At 67.8% G+C, this 21,843-nt stretch carries 19 protein-coding genes and 1 riboswitch; of the genes, 10 read left to right on the forward strand and 9 right to left on the reverse strand.

The window, feature by feature from the left end; translation table 11 throughout:
* Positions 1-18 precede the first annotated feature (18 nt).
* From SB816_RS02830 to metF, 6 genes are all read left to right on the forward strand, one after another.
* Positions 19-912 (forward strand): alpha/beta fold hydrolase, encoded by an 894-nt coding sequence (locus SB816_RS02830; protein WP_410546475.1) that lies wholly within the window; start codon positions 19-21, stop codon positions 910-912.
* A gap of 198 nt (positions 913-1,110) precedes the next feature.
* Positions 1,111-1,347 (forward strand): DUF1289 domain-containing protein, encoded by a 237-nt coding sequence (locus SB816_RS02835; RefSeq protein ID WP_076407833.1) that lies wholly within the window; start codon positions 1,111-1,113, stop codon positions 1,345-1,347.
* Between the two features lie 79 nt (positions 1,348-1,426).
* Entirely contained in the window at positions 1,427-2,467 is a 1,041-nt protein-coding gene (locus SB816_RS02840) for a glycosyltransferase family 4 protein (RefSeq protein ID WP_116792333.1), read from the forward strand.
* Positions 2,468-2,552: 85 nt separating this feature from the next.
* Positions 2,553-2,700, forward strand: a riboswitch (S-adenosyl-L-homocysteine riboswitch).
* Between the two features lie 101 nt (positions 2,701-2,801).
* Complete coding sequence (gene ahcY / locus SB816_RS02845) at positions 2,802-4,220, forward strand: adenosylhomocysteinase (RefSeq protein WP_049077027.1); 1,419 nt, start codon at positions 2,802-2,804, stop codon at positions 4,218-4,220.
* 120 nt (positions 4,221-4,340) lie between these two features.
* Complete coding sequence (locus tag SB816_RS02850) at positions 4,341-4,676, forward strand: phage holin family protein (protein ID WP_006389784.1); 336 nt, start codon at positions 4,341-4,343, stop codon at positions 4,674-4,676.
* Between the two features lie 139 nt (positions 4,677-4,815).
* The gene (gene metF, locus SB816_RS02855; protein WP_054418482.1) at positions 4,816-5,658 is read left to right on the forward strand and encodes a methylenetetrahydrofolate reductase [NAD(P)H]; all 843 of its coding nucleotides are present in this window, start codon (positions 4,816-4,818) and stop codon (positions 5,656-5,658) included.
* 167 nt (positions 5,659-5,825) lie between these two features.
* On the opposite strand, the gene SB816_RS02860 is transcribed toward metF, so the two are convergent.
* The 6 genes from SB816_RS02860 to SB816_RS02885 all read right to left on the reverse strand — a co-directional run bounded on the left by SB816_RS02860 (position 5,826) and on the right by SB816_RS02885 (position 12,239).
* Positions 5,826-6,824 (reverse strand): tripartite tricarboxylate transporter substrate-binding protein, encoded by a 999-nt coding sequence (locus tag SB816_RS02860; RefSeq protein ID WP_064528034.1) that lies wholly within the window; start codon positions 6,822-6,824, stop codon positions 5,826-5,828.
* 155 nt (positions 6,825-6,979) lie between these two features.
* Entirely contained in the window at positions 6,980-7,843 is an 864-nt protein-coding gene (locus SB816_RS02865; protein WP_064528036.1) for a proteasome-type protease, read from the reverse strand.
* A gap of 55 nt (positions 7,844-7,898) precedes the next feature.
* Positions 7,899-8,702 (reverse strand): transglutaminase N-terminal domain-containing protein, encoded by an 804-nt coding sequence (locus SB816_RS02870; protein WP_054499582.1) that lies wholly within the window; start codon positions 8,700-8,702, stop codon positions 7,899-7,901.
* A gap of 13 nt (positions 8,703-8,715) precedes the next feature.
* Entirely contained in the window at positions 8,716-9,702 is a 987-nt protein-coding gene (locus SB816_RS02875; RefSeq protein WP_054500343.1) for an alpha-E domain-containing protein, read from the reverse strand.
* A 2-nt stretch (positions 9,703-9,704) separates the two neighbouring features.
* A complete protein-coding gene (locus SB816_RS02880) occupies positions 9,705-11,135 on the reverse strand; it encodes a circularly permuted type 2 ATP-grasp protein (RefSeq protein WP_054500344.1) in 1,431 nt (476 codons plus the stop codon).
* A gap of 429 nt (positions 11,136-11,564) precedes the next feature.
* Positions 11,565-12,239: a 5-formyltetrahydrofolate cyclo-ligase gene (locus SB816_RS02885; protein ID WP_064528699.1), complete on the reverse strand. Its 675-nt coding sequence runs from the start codon at positions 12,237-12,239 to the stop codon at positions 11,565-11,567.
* Between the two features lie 26 nt (positions 12,240-12,265).
* Between SB816_RS02885 and SB816_RS02890 the strand changes: the two genes are divergently transcribed.
* The 3 genes from SB816_RS02890 to SB816_RS02900 are packed head-to-tail and all read left to right on the forward strand — an operon-like array spanning position 12,266 to position 15,671.
* Positions 12,266-12,427, forward strand: a complete 162-nt coding sequence (locus tag SB816_RS02890) for a hypothetical protein (protein ID WP_155755634.1) — start codon at positions 12,266-12,268, stop codon at positions 12,425-12,427.
* Entirely contained in the window at positions 12,424-14,571 is a 2,148-nt protein-coding gene (locus tag SB816_RS02895; protein WP_410546476.1) for a transglycosylase SLT domain-containing protein, read from the forward strand. The genes SB816_RS02890 and SB816_RS02895 overlap by 4 nt, the downstream gene beginning before the upstream one ends.
* Complete coding sequence (locus SB816_RS02900; protein ID WP_064528697.1) at positions 14,568-15,671, forward strand: tRNA CCA-pyrophosphorylase; 1,104 nt, start codon at positions 14,568-14,570, stop codon at positions 15,669-15,671. Before SB816_RS02895 ends, SB816_RS02900 begins: the two co-directional genes overlap by 4 nt.
* A gap of 9 nt (positions 15,672-15,680) precedes the next feature.
* On the opposite strand, the gene SB816_RS02905 is transcribed toward SB816_RS02900, so the two are convergent.
* From SB816_RS02905 to SB816_RS02915, 3 genes are all read right to left on the reverse strand, one after another.
* Positions 15,681-16,862, reverse strand: coding sequence for a class I SAM-dependent methyltransferase (locus tag SB816_RS02905; RefSeq protein ID WP_064528695.1), 1,182 nt, complete (start codon positions 16,860-16,862; stop codon positions 15,681-15,683).
* An 88-nt stretch (positions 16,863-16,950) separates the two neighbouring features.
* Entirely contained in the window at positions 16,951-18,732 is a 1,782-nt protein-coding gene (locus tag SB816_RS02910; RefSeq protein WP_054500348.1) for a DEAD/DEAH box helicase, read from the reverse strand.
* Positions 18,733-19,010: 278 nt separating this feature from the next.
* Positions 19,011-19,772 carry a uracil-DNA glycosylase gene (locus SB816_RS02915; protein ID WP_064528693.1) on the reverse strand — a complete coding sequence of 254 codons (762 nt, stop codon included), beginning with the start codon at positions 19,770-19,772 and terminating at the stop codon, positions 19,011-19,013.
* Between the two features lie 274 nt (positions 19,773-20,046).
* On the opposite strand from SB816_RS02915, the gene SB816_RS02920 reads away from it, so the two are divergent.
* Positions 20,047-21,795, forward strand: a complete 1,749-nt coding sequence (locus SB816_RS02920) for a ShlB/FhaC/HecB family hemolysin secretion/activation protein (RefSeq protein WP_410546477.1) — start codon at positions 20,047-20,049, stop codon at positions 21,793-21,795.
* Positions 21,796-21,843 lie beyond the last annotated feature (48 nt).

The following is a 21,843-nucleotide window of genomic DNA, read 5'->3' on the forward strand; positions in this document are numbered from 1 at the left end:
TGAGAGGCACCGACCGCAATGACCGCTTTCTTCGATCTTCCCGTGCGCCGCCACGAGGTCAACGGTATTCACATCGCCGCCCGCATCGACGGCCAGGGGCCGCCGCTGCTGTTGCTGCACGGCCATCCGCAGACCCACGCCATCTGGCACCGGGTGTGGCCGGAGCTGACGCGTCGCCACACGTGCGTGGCGGCCGACCTGCGCGGCTACGGCGACAGCGACAAGCCGGCCGCCACGCCGGACCATGCCGCGCATTCCAAGCGCACCATGGCCGCCGACATGGTGGCGCTGATGCGCGCCCTGGGCCATCAACGTTTCGATGTGCTGGCCCACGACCGCGGCGCCCGTGTTGCGCACCGCCTGGCCCTGGACCATGCCGACGCCGTCGGACGCATGATGCTGCTGGATATCGCGCCAACGCTGGACATGTACGAGAACACCACCCGCGCTTTCGCCCAGGCCTACTACCACTGGTTCTGGCTGATCCAGCCGGCGCCGATGCCCGAAACCATGATCGAACGTGATCCGGTGTTCTACCTGCGGTCGGTCATGGGCGGGCGCCCCGGCGGGCTGGCGCATTTTTCCGACGAGGCGATGGCCGAGTACGAGCGCACGGCGCGCCTGCCGGGCTGGGCCACCGGTATCTGCGAAGACTACCGCGCCTCCGCCACGCTGGACCTGGAGCATGACCGCCAGGGCCGCGCGGCCGGCGAGCGCCTGCGCATGCCGCTGCGCGTGCTGTGGGGCGAGCGCGGCGCGGTCGGGCGCAATTTCGACGTGCTGGGGTTGTGGCGGGCGGTGGCCGACGAGGTCGACGGAGGGCCGTTGCCCGGCGCCCACTATCTGGCCGAAGAAACCCCGGACGCGTTGCTGCGCGAGGTATCCGCCTTCTTCGGCTGGGAGCGGAAGTAGGGACGAATGCTGCGCGGCCGGCGTAGCTTTCGCCTGCCGTCCCGGCCGTCCCATTCGCCTACGAAACACGCGCCGGTTGCGGGCCCCGATCGCATCGTTCGCGGCCCGGATTGACCCCTTCCCGTGTTGTCAATCAAGCCACGGCGGGCGATAGGGCTATCCAAAAAGGGACGCACCGCCGGTGTTAACCTTTCGGCCATGAATCCGTCTTTTGCCGATCTGACCGAGTTGCCCGAGCCCGAGGACACGCAGCGTGCCTTCCGCACCTCGGATTCCCCCTGCGTTGCCGTTTGTTCCACGCTGTTCGACGATATCTGCCGGGGCTGCGGCCGCACGGCCATGGAAGTGGCCAACTGGGTCTTCATGACGGAAGAGGAAAAGCGCGAAGTCTGGATCCGCATCAAGGCGCAGGGGTATCCCCGCCGCAACAACTAGGCCGGCCGCGCCGGGCGCGGTCTTGAGGGTGTCACATGGCGCGGGCTAAATCGCGCTGTCGCCCACTTCCGGCCCCATCATGCGCATCGTCCTGGTTACGGATGCCTGGCATCCGCAAGTCAATGGCGTCGTCCGCACCTGGACGACCATGCAGCAGATCCTCACCGAATGGGGCCACGAACTGATCGTGGTGAATCCCCAGGGCAGCCGCACCGTGCCGGCCCCCTCCGAGCCTGATTTGCGGCTCTGCCTGCAGCCCGGGCGGCAACTGCGCCGCATCCTGGGCGATACCGTGCCCGACGCGCTCCATATCGCCACCGAAGGCCCGCTGGGCCTGGCGGCGCGGCGCATGGCGCTGTCGCGCGGCTGGCGCTTCACCACCTCGTTTCACACCATGTTCCCCGACTACCTGCAGGCGCGCATGGGTATTCCGGCCGCGTTGCCGTGGCGCTTCCTGCGCTGGTTCCACCGGCCGTCGCAATGCGTGCTGGTGCCCACGCCGACGGTGCGCGACATCCTGGCGCGGCGCGAATTCGCCAACCTGCGCGTGTGGTCGCGCGGCGTCGATCCGCGCAAGTTCCAGCCTGTCCCCGAGAGGGCGTTCCAGGACCTGCCACGGCCCGTCTTCCTGTCGGTTGGCCGCGTGGCGCGCGAGAAGAACCTGGACGCCTTCCTGTCGCTGGACCTGCCCGGCACCAAGGTGGTGGTCGGCGCAGGCCCCGACGAGGCGCGGCTGAAAAAGCGCTTTCCCGAAGCCCTGTTCCTCGGCATGCAGAGCGATGGCGCGCTACCGGCCTTTTATAGCGGCGCCGACGTGTTCGTCTTTCCCAGCCGGACGGATACCTTTGGTCTGGTAATGCTGGAGGCGATGGCCTGCGGCACGCCGGTGGCCGCGTTCCGCAGCGAGGCGCCGCTCGCGGTGGTGGCGCAGGGTGTCACCGGCATCCTCGACGAGGACTTGGCGCACGCCTGCCGCAGCGCGGCGACGCTGGACCGGCACGCGGTGCGCGAGCACGCCCTGACGCGCAGTTGGGACGCGGTGGCCTCGGACCTGCTGGCCTCGCTGGTGCCGCTGACGCCCGGCGCGGAACTGGCCAAAGCGCTGATCCAGACTGGCTGAGGCGTGTCCAGGGACGGCGCGGCCCGCCGCCGCTCCCGCCCGCCGGGCATTTCCCCTGGCAGGCCAAACCGGTACAATGCTGGGCAATCCTGAGGAGCGTTGCGACGACCCTGCTGTTCCCGTCACGGACCATGCCCTGGCCCATGACCCGCGGAACCCGGTTCGCCAGGCTCAGGAATCCTTGTTCAAACGTCGCGTCATGCGTGGCGTTACAGCAACGGCGCTCACCTTTGTCGCGTATGGCGGAAAAGGCGAGCACTCGATTGTCGTGGTGGTTTCGCGTTGTCCGGCCGTATCGTGCGCCGTTCGTTTTTCACGTGGAGCCTACAACACCATGAACGCTGTAACCGATAAATCCTTCTCCGACTACATCGTCGCCGACCTGTCGCTGGCAGGCTGGGGCCGCCGCGAGCTGGCCATCGCCGAAACCGAAATGCCCGGCCTGATGGCCATCCGCGAAGAGTTCGCCGCCAAGCAGCCGCTCAAGGGCGCCCGCATCGCCGGCAGCCTGCACATGACCATCCAGACCGGCGTGCTGATCGAGACGCTGGTGGCCCTGGGCGCTGAAGTGCGCTGGGCCTCGTGCAACATCTTCTCCACGCAGGACCACGCCGCCGCCGCCATCGCCGCGTCGGGCACGCCGGTCTTCGCCGTCAAGGGCGAAACGCTGGAAGAATACTGGCAGTACACCCACAAGATCTTCGAATGGCCCAATGGCCAGAACGCCAACATGATCCTCGACGATGGCGGCGACGCCACGTTGATGCTGCACCTGGGCACCAAGGCCGAGAAGGACATCTCGGTGCTGGCCAACCCCGGCAGCGAGGAAGAGCGCGTGCTGTACGCCGCCATCAAGAAAACGCTCGAGCGTGATCCGAAGTGGTACTCGACGCGCCTTGCCCTGATCAAGGGCGTGACCGAGGAAACCACCACCGGCGTGCACCGCCTGTACCAGATGTCGCAGAAGGGTGAGCTGGCCTTCGCCGCCATCAACGTCAACGACTCGGTCACCAAGTCCAAGTTCGACAACCTGTACGGCTGCCGCGAATCGCTCGTCGACGGCATCAAGCGCGCCACCGACGTGATGGTCGCCGGCAAGATCGCCGTTGTCGCCGGCTACGGCGACGTGGGCAAGGGCTGCGCCCAGGCGCTGGTCGCCCTGCGCGCCCAGGTGTGGGTCACCGAAATCGACCCGATCTGCGCCCTGCAGGCCGCCATGGAAGGCTTCAAGGTCGTGACCATGGAAGAAGCCGCCGCCCACGGCGACATCTTCGTCACCGCCACCGGCAACTTCCACGTCATCACGCGTGAGCACATGAACGCCATGAAGGACCAGGCGATCGTCTGCAACATCGGCCACTTCGACAACGAAATCGACGTCGCCAGCCTGGCCGACTGCAAGTGGGAAGAGATCAAGCCGCAAGTCGACCACGTCATCTTCCCGGACGGCAAGCGCATCATCCTGCTGGCCCAGGGCCGCCTGGTGAACCTGGGCTGCGCCACCGGCCACCCCTCGTTCGTGATGTCGTCGTCGTTCGCCAACCAGACCATCGCCCAGATCGAACTGTTCACGCGCAACGAAGCCTACAAGTCGGGCGAAGTCTACGTGCTGCCCAAGCACCTGGACGAGAAGGTCGCGCGCCTGCACCTGAAGAAGCTGGGCGTGAACCTGACCACGCTGCGCAAGGACCAGGCCGACTACATCAGCGTTCCGGTCGAAGGTCCTTACAAGCCGAATCACTACCGCTACTGATGCTTGTAGCAAAATAGGAAAGTGCCGCGCCATGTCGGCGCGGGCTTTCCGGTCCGCGGGGCTTGCCCGTCTCGCCTGGCGATGGCGGGACCGCGGAGCGTCAATACAGGAGGTCGAACAATGGCATTGATACTCGTCTGGATCCTGAACGCGGTGGCCCTGTTGGCCGTTGCCTACTTGCTGCCCGGCATCACCGTGGCCAGCTTCGGTTCGGCGCTCATCGCCGCGCTGGTGCTGGGCCTGGTCAACATGCTGGTCAAGCCGGTGCTGGTGCTGCTGACACTGCCCATCACGATCGTCACGCTCGGTCTCTTCCTCATCGTCATCAACGCCTTGTTGTTCTGGTTCGTCGGCTCCGTGCTGAAGGGCTTCCAGGTCAACGGGTTCTGGTGGGCCGTGGGCGGTGCGATCCTGTACAGCATCATCTCGGGCCTGCTTACCAAACTGATCCCCTGAATTCCCACCCCCGAGCGCTACGCGCTTCCCCTCAAGGGGGCGTGCCAGCGGACCGGCCAAGCCGGCTCCGCGGCACCCCGGAGGGGGGGCGGCACCTGTTTCATGCAATGCGCATGGCGCTATGGATAACTGATCCGATATGTCCGACTCGACTTCTCCGGCGTTCAGCCTGGAATTCTTTCCGCCTCGCGACCTGGCTGGCCAGGAGCGGCTGGTCCGCGCGGCCAAGCAGATGCTGGCGATCCAGCCCAAGTACGTCAGCGTGACGTTCGGCGCCGGCGGCTCCACCCGCGCCGGCACCGCCGACGCGGTGCGCACGCTGCGTAACCTGGGCTGCGACGCGGCGCCGCACCTGTCGTGCGTCGGCGCCTCGCGCCAGGACCTGCGCGAGATCCTGCAGGCCTACAAGAATGAAGGCGTGCGGCGCGTGGTGGCCTTGCGCGGCGACCTGCCCTCGGGCATGGGCGGCGACGCCGGCGAACTGCGCTATGCCAACGAGCTGGTGTCGTTCATCCGCGAGGAAACGGGCGACTGGTTCCACATCGAAGTGGCGGCCTATCCCGAAATGCACCCGCAGGCCGCCAATCCGTCGGCGGACCTGGATCACTTCGTGGCCAAGGTCAACGCGGGCGCCAATGCCGCCATCACCCAGTACTTCTTCAACGCCGACGCCTACTTCGACTTCGTCGACCGGGCCCAGGCCAAGGGCGTGCGGGTGCCGATCGTGCCGGGCATCATGCCCATCACCAACCACACCCAACTGCTGCGCTTTTCGGAAATGTGCGGCGCCGAAGTGCCGCGCTGGATCCGCCTGCGCCTGGCCGAACTCGGCGACGACAAGGCCTCGATCCGCGCCTTTGGCGTGGATGTGGTCACCGAGCTGTGCCAGAACCTGCTGGACAACGGCGCGCCGGGCCTGCACTTCTACACCCTCAATCACGCCGAAGCGCCGTTGGCGGTGTGGAAGGAATTGAGCGTGTGATCCCCGCGGCGCGCAGCGCGCAGTAACGCAAAGGCCGGCAGCTATTGCCGGCCTTTTTCTCGGGCGCGTCAGGGTCTCATCGCGCCTGACCGGCACGCGCGCCTCGTTGCAGCGACGGGCCGGCTTGGGGGCGACGGCAAGCACGCCTCAACGGCCCGCATGACGCTTCAGTCCGCGTACACACCCGCCTTGCGGATGATCGGCCCCCACTTGTCCACTTCCGACTGCAGCCAGCTTTGCAGGCCGGCCGGCGTCTGCTTGGCCTCGGGCACGATTTCCGCGCCCAGCTCGGCCATCTTCTGCGTGAAGGCGGGGTCCTTGAGCGCCGCGCGCAGGGATGCATTGAACTTCGCCACCACTTCCGGCGGGGTGCCCTTGGGCGCGTACACGCCGTGCCAGACCTTGACCTCGAAGCCCTTCAGCCCGCTTTCCTGCAGCGTCGAAGCATCGGGCAGCGTCTTGATGCGATCCAGCGTGGTCACGCCGTATAGCTTGACCCGCTGCGCCTTGATGTGCGGAATGGTCTGCGTGGTCTGGTCGCACAGCACATCCACCTGGCCGCCCAGCAGCGCCGTCAGCGCGGGGGCGGTGCCGGCATACGGGATGGTGGTGAACTGCGTGCCCAGCGCTTCCTGCAACAGCATGCCGCATAGCTGCGACACCGCGCCCAGGCCGGCGTTGGCCAGGTTGATCTTGTTGCCGTTGGCGCGCGCGTACTTGATGAATTCCACCATGTCGGCGGGCGGCAGATCCTTGCGGCCCAGCAGCGTCATGGGCACGTCGGCCACCTGGCCGACATAGGCGAAGTCGGTCAGCGGATTGAATGGCAGCTTGCGGTACAGTGCCGGGGCAGTCGCCATGCCGTTGTGGTGGATCAGGAAGGTGTAGCCGTCGGGCGCGGCGCGCGCCACATGCGTGGCCGCCAGCGTGCCGCCCGCCCCGGGCCGGTTCTCGACGATGATGCTCTGGCCGAGGGTCTTGGACATGGCGGCCCCCAGGCTGCGGGCCACGACATCGGTGGGGCCGCCCGCCGCGAACGGCACGACCAGCGAAATGGCGTGGTTGGGATAGTTGTCCTGGGCCGTGGCCGGGCCGCCTGCCAGGCAGCCCAGCGCCAGCAGTGGCGCGGCCAGGCGCCGCAGGGCGCGCGGGAAATTCGGGGTCATGTCTCGTCCTTATGGTGTTATGGCAACCCGCAAGACGAAGCATGGCGGGCTGGCGCCAGTGTGGCGCGCCAGCCGCGAGATGAGAATTTGTGGTTTTACAAGCCGGGTTTAGGGAAGCGGAAAGCCGGGTTTGTACGGTGGGACAGGTCCGAGCCCTAGTTCGGTTGGTCCTTCCCCGGATCCTCCGCCAGCACCTGCGGCGCCGGATAGGCCGGCGGTGTCACGTCCACCGGTTCGGCACGCAACGGCTGGTGCTCCCGGCTGGCGGGCACCAGCGACCCCGGGTCTTCCGGACGGGTCCAGAGCGGATCCGGGATTTCGGCGAACACCTGGCGCAAGCGTTCGCCCCAGGTGCCGCGGATCATGCGGAAATATTCGTTGTGCTCGTCGATGCTGGCGAAGTGCGTGACGCGCAGCGCGTCGGCGTCATAGACCAGCAGGTCCAGCGGCAGGCCGACCGAGATGTTCGAGCGCAGCGTCGAATCCATGGAGATCAGCGCGCACTTGGCGGCTTCGTCCAGCGAGGTATCAGGGCGCAGCACGCGGTCCAGGATGGGCTTGCCGTACTTGGCTTCACCGATCTGGAAGTACGGGCATTCGGAGCCGGCCTCGATGAAGTTGCCAGCCGAATACACCTGGAACAGCCGGCAGCGCTCGGCGCCGATCTGGCCGCCGAAGATGAGGCTGACATTGAAGTCCACGCCCTGTTCATGCAGGGCCGCCGCTTCACGGTGGTAGACCGCGCGCACCGCCGCGCCGACGCGGCGGGTGGCCTCGAACATATCGGGCGCGTTCCAGACGGTTTCGCCGCCCTCGTCCTGCTGGCGCGCCAGCGCGTTCAGCACGGCCTGGCTGACGGCCAGATTGCCCGAGGTCATCAGCACCATCATGCGCTCGCCGGGACGTTCGAAGACGGTCATCTTGCGGAAGACGCTGATCTGGTCGACCCCGGCATTGGTGCGGGAGTCGGACAGGAAAACCAGGCCGGCGTCGAGGCGGGCGGCTACGCAGTAGGTCATGATCTAAAAAAGGAAAAAACCACACCGCATTGTATTGCGGCGTGGCCGGGCGGGGCTATTGCTGCAATGCCGTCTGCACCTGCACCGAGACCTCCATGGATTCCTCGCCGCCGCCGGTGCGCACGCCGCGCACGGGCGAGGCGGAATCATAATCGCGCCCCACCGCCAGGCGGCAGTGGCAATCGGACGCGAATTGGCGGTTGGTGACGTCCACGCTGGTCCAGCCGGTGCCCGCCAGCCAGACATCGGCCCAGGCGTGGCTGGCCGCGTGTTCGTTGGTGGTGTACAGATAGCCGCTGACGTAGCGGGCCGGCACGCCCAGGCCGCGCACGCAGGCCAGGAACAGGTGGGCATGGTCCTGGCAAACGCCATGGCCCAGCGCCAGCACCTGGCCGGCGGCGGTGGTGACGTCGGTGGTGCCGGGCTCGTAGGCGACCCGGTCGTGGATCGCGGTGGCCAGTGTCAGCACGTCGGCGGGCGTGTTCAGGCCGTCAGGCAGCACGGCGTGGGCGAAGGCGAGGATGGTGTCGTCAGCCTGCGTCAGCGGCGTCTGCACGCAATAGGCGTGCACCGGCAGGCGGCTGTCCTCGCCGCCCAGCGCGCCTTGCGTCAGCGAGCCGACCAATACCTGCCCGACCACGCGCAGTTCGATCTCCGTGTGCGGCCGGTTCAGCGTCAGCGTGTGGGTGATGTTGCCGTAGGCGTCCACCTGCTGTTCGAGCGCGCCGGGCGCCTCGATGTGCCAGCGCAGCACGCGCTGGTGCTCGTCGTCGCGCGGCGTCAGCCGCAGCGTCTGGATGCTGTAGGTGACGGGCGCTGTATAGCGGTAGTGCGTGACGTGCGTGATGATCTGTTTCATGCCTGTCTCCTTGTCATGCCGACAACGGCACCAGGAAGTCCTGGCTGATCCGGTTGCCCAGGTCGTTGATGCGGTCCAGGAAGTGCTCCAGGTACTGGTGCAGGCCGCTGCGCAGGATGTCCTCGACGCGGCCGAATTGCAGTTCGGCGCACAGCATGCCGGCGCGTCGCTGGGTTTCGGTCGAGCGCTGGTTGGACACACGGGCCAGATCCTCGGATACCGCCCGCATGGCCGCCAGCAGCGAGCGCGGCATGTCGGGATGCAGGATCAGCAGCTCGGCCACGCGGTCGGGCGTAATCACATCGCGATAGACCTTGCGATAGATCTCCAGCCCGGACACCGAGCTGAGCAGCGCAGACCAGCGGTAGAACTCGCTTTGCAGCGCGCCCGAAGGGCCGCCTTCGCCGCGGCCTTCCTGTTGCTGTTGCTGCGCGCCGTCGCCGTCGCGCTCGTGGAACTTCACATCCAGCATCCGCGCGGTGTTGTCCGCCCGCTCCAGGTGCATGCCGATGCGCAGGAAGTACAGCGCCTCGTCCTCCAGCATGGTGCCGATGGTGACGCCGCGCGCCAGGTGCGAGCGGAACTTGACCCACTCGAAGAACTCGCCCGGGTTGCGTTCCAGCAGGCCGGTGTGCAGGTGCTTGAGCAGTTCCAGCCAGGTGGTGTTGTAGGTCTCCCAGACTTCGGTGGTGAGGCTGCCGCGCACCGCGCGGGCGTTCTCGCGCGCGGCGCGCATGCAACTGTAGATGGACGAGGGGTTCTCGGCATCGCGCACCATGTACTGCAGTACGTCCTGCGGTGATATCGCGGCGTGCTTGGCGTGATAGAGGCGGTGCAATTCGGAGATGCGCAGCACGGCATTCCACGAGCCCTCGCGGGTCTGCGCGTCCTGCGGCAGCAGCGACATCTGCAGGTTCACGTCCAGCATGCGGGCGGTGTTCTCGGCGCGCTCGGTGTAGCGGCACATCCAGAACAGGTTGTCGGCGGTTCGGCTCAGCATCGTTATTCCTCCAGAACCCAGGTGTCCTTGGTGCCGCCGCCCTGGCTGCTGTTGACCACCAGCGAGCCTTCGGTCAGCGCCACGCGGCACAGCCCGCCGGGCACGGTACGGATGTCCTTGCCGCACAGCACGTAGGGGCGCAGGTCGACGTGGCGCGGCGCGACGCCGGATTCAACGTAGGTCGGCACCGTGGACAGGGCCAGCGTGGGCTGCGCGATGTAGTTGGCGGGATTGGCGCGCACCCGATCCTTGAACGACTCGACCTCGGCGTGGGTCGCGGATGGTCCCACCAGCATGCCGTAGCCGCCGGCGCCATGCACCTCCTTGACCACCAGCTCGTGCATGTTGGCCAGCACGTGCGACAGCTCGTCGGGACGGCCGCAGCGCCAGGTCGGCACGTTCGACAGGATCGGCTCCTCGCTCAGATAAAAGCGGATCATGTCGGGCACGTAGAGGTAGGTGGACTTGTCGTCGGCGATGCCGGTGCCGATGGCATTGGCCAGCGTCACGCGGCCGGCGCGATACACCGACAACAGGCCGGGCACGCCGAGCGCCGAGTCTGCGCGGAACGACAGCGGGTCGAGGAAGTCGTCGTCCAGCCGGCGGTAGATCACGTCCACCTTGCGCGGCCCCTGCGTGGTGCGCATGTAGACCGTGTTCTGCTCGACAAAAAGATCCTGGCCCTCCACCAGCTCCACGCCCATCTGCTGCGCCAGGAAGGCGTGCTCGAAATAGGCCGAGTTGTACATGCCGGGCGTCAGCACCACCACCGTGGGATCATCGCCGCCGTGCGGCGCCACTTCGCGCAGGTTGTCCAGCAGCAGGTCGGGGTAGTGCGCCACCGGTTCGACCTTGATGCGGCTGAACGCGTCGGGCATCAGCCGCATCGACATCTTGCGGTTCTCCAGCATGTAGGACACGCCGGACGGCACCCGCAGGTTGTCCTCCAGCACGTAGAACTCGCCGGCGCCGGCGCGCACGATGTCGACCCCGGCGATGTGGCAGTAGATGTCCTCGGCCACGTCCACGTCCTGCATCTCGGGGCGGTACTGGGCGTTCAGGAACACCTGCTCGGCCGGCACCACGCCGGCGCGCACGATGTCATGGCCATGGTAGATGTCGTGGATGAACATGTTCAGCGCCCGCACGCGCTGCTTCAGGCCGGCCTCCAGGCGGCGCCATTCGTCGGCGGGGATGACGCGCGGAATCATGTCGAACGGGATCAGGCGTTCGGTGCCGGCCGCGTCGCCGGCCACTGAAAAAGTGATGCCGACCCGCCGGAAACTCAGGTCGGCCTCCAGGCGGCGCGCCGCCATGGCTTCCGCCGATTGCTCCTGGTGCCAGCGCTCGAAGGCCTGGTAGTGGGAGCGTATGCCGCCGGCGCTGTCGCGCATTTCGTCGTAGGCGGCGGGACGGGATGATCTGTCCTTCATGGCTCCTCCGTTGCAGATGCTGACGGCCCGCTAGCGCGCGGCCGTTGGCCGGCCCTTGCGCGGCCGGTCTGAATGAATAAGCAACCCGTGTGCCAGCTTGCGCTGGCGCTGTCGGGATACCGCCTGGAGGTAAATATCCTCTCGTCGGCGGCGGATGGCTACCCTCCGAATGAGCGGCGGGCTCGAGGGCGCAAGCGGGACGGCAAGCCCCGCTTGGACGGGAATGGCGGTAACGCGGGGTGAAACGGGTCGGAATGCAGGCGTTGCGGGCCGACGATGACAAGGTGGACGGGCCGCGTCGGGGGGGGCAGGCGATGAAGGGGGGGGCCGCCTGCCGGGGGCGCCGCGCACGGCGGCAATCGACGATATCAGGGGCAGATCATAGGGCTTGCACTATTTTGGTGCAAGCCCTTGGGCGAGACTGGTGCGTCAGCGCAGGGTGTAGTGGTGCAGCGTGGTGCCGCCCGGGCCCGGTTGCTCATTGGGCACATGTGGCACCCAGCCATCCGGCGTAATGACGGCGTCCAGGCGGAAGTCATGCGCGGCCGGCGCGTAGTCGGCGTCCAGCTCGCCACAGCTCCAGGCGACGCCGATGGCCGTGAAGGCATGGCCGCGGTCGCGCAGCGCCGCCAGGGTGCGGTCGTAGTAGCCGCCACCGTACCCCAGGCGGTCGGCGGATTCGGTGTAACCCAGGGTGGGCACCAGCAGCACGTCGGGCAGCACCTCGGCGCCGTGCACCGGTTCCTGGATGCCGTAGGGGCCGGCGCGCAGTTCCGCGTCCGGCGTCCAGGGCAGGAAGGCCAGGGGCGCGTTGCGTTCACGCACCACCGGCAGCGCCACCGTGACGCCGTTTTCGGTCCATTGCTCCAGCAGCGGACGCAGATCGGGCTCGTCTTCCATGGGCCAGAAGGCGGCCACGGTGCGCGGCGCGGCGCGGCCGGCGCGGACGGCTTCGTCGCGGGCCACGTTGAGCCAGGTGAACAGGCGCGCGCGCATCAGCAGGCCGCCGCGGCTGCGCTGATCTTCGGGCAGTTCGGCACGCAGTTTCCGCAATCGCGTGCGTAGCTGGCTTGCGGTATCCTCTGGAGTATTTTGCGTAGTCATGCGGTAGCTGTAACAGGGGTGAAAAAATGAAGGCGACAATGCGGGTCAGCGATAACACGTATAACGGCGCGAACCTGCGCGCGGGCAACCGCGTCGGCGGCCTCGCCGACAACCGCGCGTATTGCCACGCCTGTCGTTGCGCCTATCACTGCGCCGATCCGCAAGCCGTCGCCAAGGTCCGCGCATGAAGGCCGCGCGCAATCCCATGACGGCGGTCCGGGCCCCGCAATCTGGACGGTATCAGAAAACCGGTGGGAAATCCCTGCGCGCGGTCGACACCCGTGCAGGCTTGCGCCGCTGGCTGCCGTTGCTGGCGTTGTTCACGGCCGCCTGCGCGCCTGTCGACGCCCAGCAACGCACCGCGTCCGTCAGTCCCCAGCCGCAACCCGCCGCGCAGGCGCCGCAGCCGGCCATCGCCGTGCCGCCGGCCGCGCTGGCCGGCCTGCCGCCCACCGCCGATACGCCGGCGCTCGCCGCCGTGGTGGCCGCGCGCGAAGCCATGAACCGCAAGCAGTGGTCGGTGCTGGGAGCCCTGGTGCCCCAGGCCAAGTCCGATCCGCTCGGCATGTACCCGGAATACTGGCTGTTGCGCTACCAATTGTGGAGCCCGCCCGCGGGCGGGCGTCCCAACACCGATCTGCAGAAATTCATCAACGGCAACGGCGACGCCTACCTGGCCGACCGCTTGCGCGCTGACTGGCTGCTGGCTGCCGCGCGCAGCGGCGATTTCGACCTGGTGCGCAAGCTCGCGCCGGTCAAGAACAGCAACGCCCAGATCGAGTGCGCCATTCTCAACGCCAAGCACATGACCGGCCAGCGCGCCACGGCCGCGCAGGCCGTGGCGGTGTTCGCGCCAGGCGGCGCCTGCTGGTCGCTGTACGACCAGTTGGTCGCGGACAACGTCCTGGGCTGGGATCAACTCGAACCGCAGTTGCGCGACGCCATCGAGGCCAACAAGACCGCCGACGCGCGCAAGTTCGTGCAGTACATGTTCGAGCCGCGCGACCAGAAGACCTACGACGTCCTCATCAAGGACCCGATGCGCTGGCTGACGCGGCAGGACCGCCTGCCGGTGGGCCGCAACGAAAAAGAACTGGTCACCATCGCGCTGGCGCGGCTCGCCCGTTCCGATATCAACGTGGCCGATTCCTACCTGCGGCGCGAGTGGGCCAAGTCCATGGCCAAGTCGAACCTGGCCTGGATCCGCGGCCAGTACGCGCTGGTTGCCGCGCTCAACCTGGACAGCCGCGCCGACGACTGGTACCACGAGGCCGGCCATATCCGCATGACGGAATACAACGCCGGCTGGAAGGTGCGAGCGGCGCTGCGTCAACCCAAGATCGACTGGAAGTGGGTCATCGAGTCCATCGACCAGATGCCTGCCGCGCAACAGCAGGATCCATCCTGGATCTACTGGAAGGCGCGCGGCATGGCCGCCACCGGACGCCGCGACCAGGCCAATGCGGCCTACGCCTCCATCGCCGATCGCTTCGACTTCTACGGCCAGTTGGCCGCCGAGGAACTGGGCCGCCGCATCACCGTGCCGCCGCGTCCGGCCCCCATCACGGACAGCGAGATCGCCGAGGCCCGTGCCAACCCGGGCCTGCGCCGCGCGGTACAGTTGTTCCGCCTGGGCTGGCGCCAGGAGGCCGTGCCCGAATGGAACTTCGCGTTGCGCGGCATGACCGACCGCCAACTGCTCGCCGCCGCCGAACTGGCGCGCGCCGAGAACATCTACGATCGCGTGGTCAACACATCCGACCGCACCGAGAAGGAATTCGACTTCAGCCAGCGCTTCATCGCGCCGTTCGAAGGCCGCGTCACGGCCAAGGCCAACGCCATCGCGCTCGACCCCGCCTGGGTCTACGGCCTGATCCGCCAGGAGTCGCGCTTCATCATGGACGCGCGCTCGCACGTCGGCGCCTCCGGCCTGATGCAGTTGATGCCGGCCACCGCCAAGTGGGTGGCGGGCAAGATCGGCATGAGCAACTTCACGCCCGACAGCGTCAACGACTTCGACACCAACACCGAGCTGGGCACCAACTACCTGAACATGGTGCTGCGCGACCTGAACGGCTCGCAGATGCTGGCCAGCGCCGGCTACAACGCCGGACCGCGCCGTCCGCACAACTGGCGCTCCACCTTCAGCCATCCCGTCGAAGGCGCGATCTTCGCCGAGACCATTCCGTTCAACGAGACGCGCACCTACGTCAAGAACGTGATGTCCAACTCGGTCTACTACGCCGCCATGTTCAGCGGCCAGCCGCAGTCGCTGAAAGAGCGGCTGGGCAACGTCGTGCCGCTGGGCGCGGAAAGCACCACCCTGCCATGACGGGGGATGTGGCGACGCAGGGCCTGCAGGTCTACATCGTGGGCGGGGCGGTGCGCGACGCCCTGCTCGGCCTGACGCCCGGCGATCACGACTGGGTGGTGGTCGGCGCCACGCCCGAGGACATGGCGCGGCGCGGCTTCATTCCGGTGGGTGGCGATTTCCCGGTGTTCCTGCACCCGGTCACCAAAGAGGAATACGCGCTGGCGCGCACCGAGCGCAAGTCGGGCCGCGGCTACAAGGGCTTCACCTTCTACACCGGCGCCGACGTCACGCTCGAAGAGGACCTGCGCCGCCGCGATCTGACCGTCAACGCCATCGCGCAGAAGCAGGATGGCGAGCTGGTCGACCCGCTCGGCGGCGCGGCCGACGTGCGCGCGCGCGTGTTCCGCCACGTGGGCGAGGCCTTCGAGGAAGATCCGGTGCGCATCCTGCGCCTGGCGCGCTTCGCCGCGCGCTTTGCCGACTTCAGCGTCGCGCCCGAAACCCTGGCGCTGTGCCGCCGCATGGTCGAGGCCGGCGAAGCCGACGCCCTGGTGGCCGAGCGCGTCTGGAAAGAGGTGTCGCGTGGCCTGATGGCCGCCGCGCCGTCGCGCATGTTCGACGTGCTGCGGCAGTCCGGCGCGCTGGAACGCGTCATGCCCGAGTTGCAGGGCTCCGAGGAGACCGGCGATGACGTCGATCGCGCGGCCGCGCGCAACCTGTCGCTGCCGGGCCGCTATGCCTTGCTGTGCCGCCTGTCGCCCGAGCGGGAAGCGCTGGGCCGGCGGCTGCGCGTGCCCACCGAATGCAACGACTACGCGCGTCTCCTGCCCGAGATGTTGACGGGGTTGGACGCTACGCAGGCGCCCGGCGGCGACGAAGCCGACGCGCAGCTCGCGCTGATGGAGCGCGTCGACGCGCTGCGTAAACCCGAGCGCTTTTTCGATCTGTTGGAAACAGTGGCGGTGCTGCGCCCGGTGGCTATCGACGCCTGGCGCGAACGCGCCGAAGCGGTGCGGGGCGTGGATGCCGGCGCCATCGCCCGCGCCTGCGCCGGCGATCCGGCGCGCATCAAGCAGAGCGTGCGCGAGGCGCGCCTGCAGCGGCTGCGCGCCGCCTGACGTCGAGACCTACAGTTTGCCGAGCCGGTCGCCGCGCGCAAAGCCGATCAGCGGCTGCGTGATGCCGCGGCCCACCGCCAGCACCTTGAAGAGTTCGCCCATCTCGGCTTCCGACAGCAGCTTCTGCACCGGCGCCACCGCCTGCGCGTAAGCGCGCGCATCGCTCGGGTCCAGTTGCGCCAGCAGTTCCATCAAGCCAGCGTTCATCAGGAAGCGCGCCTGCGACGTATAGCCCAGCACCTGCAGGCCGGCCGCCTGCGCCGCATCCGCCATGGCGGTGAAGTCGACGTGCGCCGTGATGTCCTGCAGCCCCGGCGCGGTAAACGGGTCGCCATGCGCGTGGTGGCGCAGATGGCACATCAGCGTGCCGCCGGCGCGCTGCGGGTGGTAGTACTCGCCCTGCGGAAAGCCGTAGTCGATCAGCAGCGCCGCGCCCTGTTCCAGCCAGCGGCCCATGGCGTCGATCCACGCTTCGGCCTGCGGGTTGATCTCGGACACATAGCCGGCCAGCGCCGGCATGCGCGCCGTGACCGCCTCGGCCAGGCGCGGCGGGGCTGGCCTGTCTTCCCAGACGAAACCCTGCGTGGCGTCCCACGCCACGCCGCGTTCCAGCACCGTGCCGTCGTCGCTCCAGCGGAACAGCGACACCGGCATGGCGTCCAGCACCTCGTTGGCCAGCACGCAGCCGCGGAAACGGTCGGGCAGGGCATCCAGCCAGCGCACCCGCTCGCCGAATGGCGCCAGCCGCTCGGCCTGGCGCGCGCGCAGGTCGGCCGATACTTCGAGGATCAGGTACTGCGTGTCCTGCAGTCCCAGCGCGTCCAATTCGCGCAGCACGCCTTCGGCCAGCGCGCCGGTGCCGGCGCCGAACTCCAGCACCGCCTGGGTATCGGTCTGCCGCAGCACCTGGGCTGCCTGGCGTGCCAGGGTGCGGGCGAACAGCGGAGTCAGTTGCGGCGCGGTGACGAAGTCGCCGGCAGGCGCCTGGGCATCGGGATCGGCCAGCTTGACGTTGCCCGCTGCGTAATAACCCAGCCCCGGCGCATACAGCGCCTCGGCCATCCAGTGATCGAACGGCAGCCAGCCCGAAGCGGCGGCGATGGCGGCGCGCAGGTGCGCGGTGGCGGCTTCGCTATGGGCCTGGGCGGCGGGAGACAGCGGGGGCAGGTTGGCGGGAGCGGGGCGTTGCATGGCGGAAGGAAAGGCGTCTTGAATAGGGCATTTTCCCAAAAAACAAACCCCGCGACAGGCGCGGGGTTTGTTGGGTGCCGATCAGGGCTTAGCCGCGGCGGGCGCCGGCCGGCTTGTTGAAGCGCTTGGCGGGGCCGCCGGGGCGCTTGTCGAAGCTGGGACGGTCACGGAAACCGCCTTCTGAGCGGTCGCCGCCGCGGAAGCCGCCTTCGCGCTGCGGACGGTCGCCGAAGCTGGGGCGATCGCTGAAGCTCGGGCGCGAGTCGCGGTCGCCGCCACGGAAGCCGCCTTCACGCGGGCCGCGCTCGTTGAACGGACGCGGATCGCGCTGCGGGCGATCGCCGAAGCTGGGGCGGTCGCTGAAGCTCGGGCGCGAATCACGGTCGCCGCCACGGAAACCGCCTTCACGCGGGGGGCGGTCGCCGAAGGGACGATTGCCCTGGTAGCCGCCTTCGCGCTGGGGACGATCACCGAAGCTGGGACGATCACCGAACGAACGGGCCGGGCGGTCGCCGAACGGGCGGTTGCCTTGGTAACCACCGGCGCCGCCTTCACGGGCGCCCTGGTAACCGCCTTCGCGCGGCTTGAATTCACCACGCGGGCCGCCGAACGAACGGCCTTCACGCGAACCGCCGTCACGATGACCCTGGTAGCCGCCGCCGAAGCCGCCCGGACGCTTGCCGAAAGGCTTGCCGCCGCGCGGCGCGCCGCCGGTCGAGGGACGCGGGGTGCGCTTGGGTTCCAGGCCGGCGATCACTTCGGGCGTGATGGACTGGCCGATGTAGTGCTCGATGCGTCGCACCTTGTGGCGCTCGGAATGCGTGGCCAGCGTGAACGCCAGGCCGTTGCGGCCGGCGCGGCCGGTGCGGCCGATACGGTGCACGTAGTCCTCGGCCTGCATCGGCAGGTCGAAGTTGACGGCGTGGCTGATGCCTTGCACGTCGATGCCGCGGGCGGCCACGTCCGTGGCGACCAGGATGCGCAGTTGGCCGCGTTGCAGTTGCGACAGCGTGCGGGTGCGTTGGCGCTGGTTCATGTCGCCGTGCAGGGCGGCGGCGGCAAAGCCCTGGTCGGCCAGGTGGTCGGCCAGATCGTCGGCGCCGCGCTTGGTCGACGTGAAGACGATGGCCTGGTCCAGCGAAGCGTCGCGCAGGACGTGGTCCAGCAACTGCATCTTGTGGCTGGCGTCGTCCGCGTACAGCAGGCTCTGCGTGATGTTGGTGTGCTTTTCCTTGGCGCCGGCGACTTCGATACGCTGCGGGTCGCGCATCATGCGCGCGGCCAGCTTGGCAACGGTGCCGTCCAGCGTGGCCGAGAACAGCAGCGTCTGGCGGTCGGCGGGCAGGCGGCCAACGATGGTTTCGATGTCCTCGATGAAGCCCATGTCCAGCATGCGATCGGCTTCGTCCAGCACCAGGGTGTGCACGGTGTTCAGTTTGACGCGACCCGAATTCAGGTGGTCGATCAGGCGGCCGGGGGTGGCCACCAGCACATCGACGCGGCGCGACAGCGCCTTCAGTTGGGCGCCATAGGGCATGCCGCCGACGACGGTGGCAGTGCGCAGATCGGCCAGCTTGCGGCCATAGGTGGCGGTGGCCTCGGTGACCTGCAGGGCCAGTTCGCGCGTCGGGGCCAGCACCAGCACCTGCACGCCGACGCCCTTGTTGGCGGGCGTCTGGGCGATGCGGTGCAGCGCCGGCAGCATGAACGCGGCGGTCTTGCCGCTACCGGTCTGCGACGAGACCATCAGGTCGTGGCCGGCCAGCGCCTGCGGGATGGCCGAGGCTTGGACGGTGGTGGGGGTGGTGAAGCCAGCGTCTTGCAGGGCCGACAACAGGGCGGGCGCCAGGCCCAGGGTTTCGAAAGACATTACTTTCCCTTGCCGCGATCAAATGCGGCGCAGTGCTTGGTCGGGCCAGGGGATTAGGCGGCCGGATCCAGGCGACGGTTGATGGAGCATCGTGCCGACCGAATCAACCGTGCGCGTGGCGCGTTCCCGTAATGCTGCTTGGAACGCAGGGCGAAAGGAAAGGAGGTCAGGAATCGATGATGTTCGGCATGGGGCTGGGCTTGGTTGCCCGGCAGACTGCTGAAATTTCCGCTAAATCAAGGCGGTAAATGCCGAACTCGTTTGGTGCAGTGCGGCGATCATAACCCGAATTCGCCTTGTGCGGGAATTATTTTTTTGTCCAGTCTCCAATCAATAGGGTTTTTCCCTTGGTCGGCCAGCCAGCGGTTGGTCGCCAGGAAGTGGCCGCAGCCCAGGAATGGCACGGGCGGACGCCGGGCCGACAGCGGAGAGGGGTGATTGGACATCAGGACCAGGTGACCGCTGTTGTCCGGTAGCAACGCCTGCTTGGCCTGCGCATGCGCGCCCCACAGCATGAAAACCTTGGGCGAGGGGTCCTGCGCGACCCGCGCGATCAGGGCGTCCGTCACCGTTTCCCAGCCCCGTTTGGCATGCGACGCCGGTTGGCCGTCTTCCACCGTCAGCGCGGTGTTCAGCAGCAGTACGCCCTGGTCGGCCCACGGGCTGAGATCGTTGCCCGCCGGCAGCGGCGTGCCTGGATATTCCAGGGCGATCTCATTGAAGATGTTGCGCAGGCTGGGTGGACGCTTGCAGTCGTCCGGCACGGAAAACGCCAGGCCCTGCGCCTGGCCGGGGCCGTGATAGGGATCCTGTCCCAGGATCACCACCCGCACATCCGACGGCGCCAGCCCGTGCAGCGCACGAAACGGCTCGGCCGGATACACCACCGCGCCTTCGGCCAGGCGCTTTTCCACATGGTTGGTCACGGCCTGCAGTGCGGCGGCGACGCGCGGGGCCTGCAAGGCGGCCTGCCAGGCGGCGGGCAATTGCGCCGTCTGGGCGGCGAGGGCGGAGGGAGTCAGGCGGTTATCGATCGGCATGGGCGCGATTTTGGCACAGCGGGGGCAGCATCAGCCCGGCCGGCAAGGCATGGCTTCCGTGCGATTTCAGACCGTTCCCATCGCCAGTGGCGGCAGGACCCGCTAAGTTGTGAGCGTAATGGCATGTAACCGTCTGGCCGCCATTTCCGCCGGTGCATATTTTCGATTGTCGCCAGAAAATCCGTGAAAAAGCTGGCATAAATTGAAATGTGCGCTTAATTAATTCGATTTCCCTCCGTTATGGAAGGAAACCGGCAATTTCAATAAGAAACAAGTGCATACCATCGTATCGCGAAGCCGCCTCCGGCAGAGGCTGCTTCCCTGCCTGGCGCTGTGCGTTTCATCCATCGCCTCCCTGACCTTCCTGCCTCGCCTGGCGGCCCAGTCCTTGCCCGCGGAGGCGGCCTCTCGCGCCAACGACATCCAACGCCGCCAGGAGCAGGAGCTGGATGCCCAGCGGGCCCGCGCCGCCGAACGGCCGGACGTCCTGTCGGCGCTGCCCGCCGTTCCCGGCGAGGGGCCGCTCGTCTTCCCCGAGGAATCACCCTGCTTCACGATCGCCCAGGTGGTCTGGGATGGCGCCGGTCCGCCGACCGCTTTGCGCCGCGCCGCCGACACCACGCTTGGGCAATGCATCGGCGGGCAGGGCCTGCGCGTCCTCCAGGAACACCTGATGGCGCGCCTGATCGACCGCGGCCTGATCACCGCCCGCGTGCTGGTGCCGGAGCAATCGCTGGCCAGCGGCACCCTGACCCTGCGCTACGTGCCCGGCCGCATCTCCGGGGTCAAGAGCGAGGGCGCGCCCGGCTGGTGGCGCACCGCGCTGCCCACCTGGCCGGGCGGCGAGGTCAACCAGCGCGACCTCGACCAGGCGCTGGAAAACATCCGCCGGCTGGCCGGCCAGGCCGACGCTTCCATCGACGTCGCGCCCGGCCCTGAACTGGGCGACTCCGACATCATCATCAAGCCCGGCACGGGCAAGCGCTGGCACGCCTATGTGGGCGGGGACAACGCCGGCATGGAGTCCACCGGCAAGAACCAGGTCAACGCCGGTCTCACGCTGGATTCGCCGCTGTTCCTGTATGACCAGTTGTCGGTCTCCTGGAACAGCAACGCCGACCTGCGCAACAGCGACGCCGGCTCGCGCGCCGCTTCCATCAACTACAGCATCCCGTTCGGCTACTGGACCCTGTTCGCTGGCGCCAGCAAGTCGCGCTACCGCCAGACCGTGGCCGGCTTCGATGAGCCCATCGTCTACGGCGGCACCAGCAAGCAGGTGGAAGCGGGCGTGTCGGTGGTGCCCTACCGCGGCGCCAGCTACAAGGGCACCGCCATGCTGAAGTTCCTGCGCAAGCGTGCCAACAGCACCCTCAACGACATCGACATCGAGGTGCAGCGGCGCGACGTGGTCGGCTACGAGTTCAGCTACGGCCACCGCCAATACATCGACCAGATGGTGCTGGACCTCGGCGGCGGCGTGCGCGGCACGCTGCCGCAGTTCTCCGACCAGCCCGGCTACGTCTACGGCGATCCCGACTGGAACGGCCGCAGCACCATCCTGACGGCCAACGCCGGCCTCTACCTGCCCTTCAAGGTGGCCGGCCAGCAACTGGCCTACCAGGCCAATTGGCAGATCCAGCACGCCAAGACGCCCATCGTGCCCGCGGATTACTTCACCATCGGCAACCGCTATGCGGTGCGCGGCTTCGATGGCCAGATGACGTTGGCCGCGGAAGACGGCTGGACGCTGCGCAATGACCTGTCGCTGAACCTGGGCAACCTGGGCCAGCAACTTTACGCGGGCCTGGATGCCGGCCGCGTTGGCGGCCCGGCGGCGCAGTACCTGACCAGCCGCACCCTCGTCGGCGCGGTCGCGGGCCTGCGCGGCCGCATCGCCGTGCCCGGGGTCGCCAATGCGGTCAACGCCAGCTACGACCTGTCGGCCGGCTGGCCGCTGAAAAAGCCCGACAACCTGAAGACCCAAAGCATGGTCTTCGCCGCTACGCTGATGTTCGAGTTCTAGACCGGGCGGGGCCCGTGCGCCCCGGCCGTCGTCCGACAAGTTGCTTCA

The sequence above is a fragment of the Achromobacter sp. SIMBA_011 genome, from assembly GCF_046535435.1.
Classification (GTDB): Bacteria; Pseudomonadota; Gammaproteobacteria; order Burkholderiales; family Burkholderiaceae_B; genus Achromobacter; species Achromobacter dolens.

Coding starts and splice junctions, on each gene's coding strand:
- SB816_RS02830 (WP_410546475.1), top strand. CDS start 19: ATGACCGCTTTCTTCGATCTTCCCGTGCGCCGCCACGAGGTCAACGGT.
- SB816_RS02835 (WP_076407833.1), top strand. CDS start 1,111: ATGAATCCGTCTTTTGCCGATCTGACCGAGTTGCCCGAGCCCGAGGAC.
- SB816_RS02840 (WP_116792333.1), top strand. CDS start 1,427: ATGCGCATCGTCCTGGTTACGGATGCCTGGCATCCGCAAGTCAATGGC.
- ahcY (WP_049077027.1), top strand. CDS start 2,802: ATGAACGCTGTAACCGATAAATCCTTCTCCGACTACATCGTCGCCGAC.
- SB816_RS02850 (WP_006389784.1), top strand. CDS start 4,341: ATGGCATTGATACTCGTCTGGATCCTGAACGCGGTGGCCCTGTTGGCC.
- metF (WP_054418482.1), top strand. CDS start 4,816: ATGTCCGACTCGACTTCTCCGGCGTTCAGCCTGGAATTCTTTCCGCCT.
- SB816_RS02860 (WP_064528034.1), bottom strand. CDS start 6,824: ATGACCCCGAATTTCCCGCGCGCCCTGCGGCGCCTGGCCGCGCCACTG.
- SB816_RS02865 (WP_064528036.1), bottom strand. CDS start 7,843: ATGACCTACTGCGTAGCCGCCCGCCTCGACGCCGGCCTGGTTTTCCTG.
- SB816_RS02870 (WP_054499582.1), bottom strand. CDS start 8,702: ATGAAACAGATCATCACGCACGTCACGCACTACCGCTATACAGCGCCC.
- SB816_RS02875 (WP_054500343.1), bottom strand. CDS start 9,702: ATGCTGAGCCGAACCGCCGACAACCTGTTCTGGATGTGCCGCTACACC.
- SB816_RS02880 (WP_054500344.1), bottom strand. CDS start 11,135: ATGAAGGACAGATCATCCCGTCCCGCCGCCTACGACGAAATGCGCGAC.
- SB816_RS02885 (WP_064528699.1), bottom strand. CDS start 12,239: ATGACTACGCAAAATACTCCAGAGGATACCGCAAGCCAGCTACGCACG.
- SB816_RS02890 (WP_155755634.1), top strand. CDS start 12,266: ATGAAGGCGACAATGCGGGTCAGCGATAACACGTATAACGGCGCGAAC.
- SB816_RS02895 (WP_410546476.1), top strand. CDS start 12,424: ATGAAGGCCGCGCGCAATCCCATGACGGCGGTCCGGGCCCCGCAATCT.
- SB816_RS02900 (WP_064528697.1), top strand. CDS start 14,568: ATGACGGGGGATGTGGCGACGCAGGGCCTGCAGGTCTACATCGTGGGC.
- SB816_RS02905 (WP_064528695.1), bottom strand. CDS start 16,862: ATGCAACGCCCCGCTCCCGCCAACCTGCCCCCGCTGTCTCCCGCCGCC.
- SB816_RS02910 (WP_054500348.1), bottom strand. CDS start 18,732: ATGTCTTTCGAAACCCTGGGCCTGGCGCCCGCCCTGTTGTCGGCCCTG.
- SB816_RS02915 (WP_064528693.1), bottom strand. CDS start 19,772: ATGCCGATCGATAACCGCCTGACTCCCTCCGCCCTCGCCGCCCAGACG.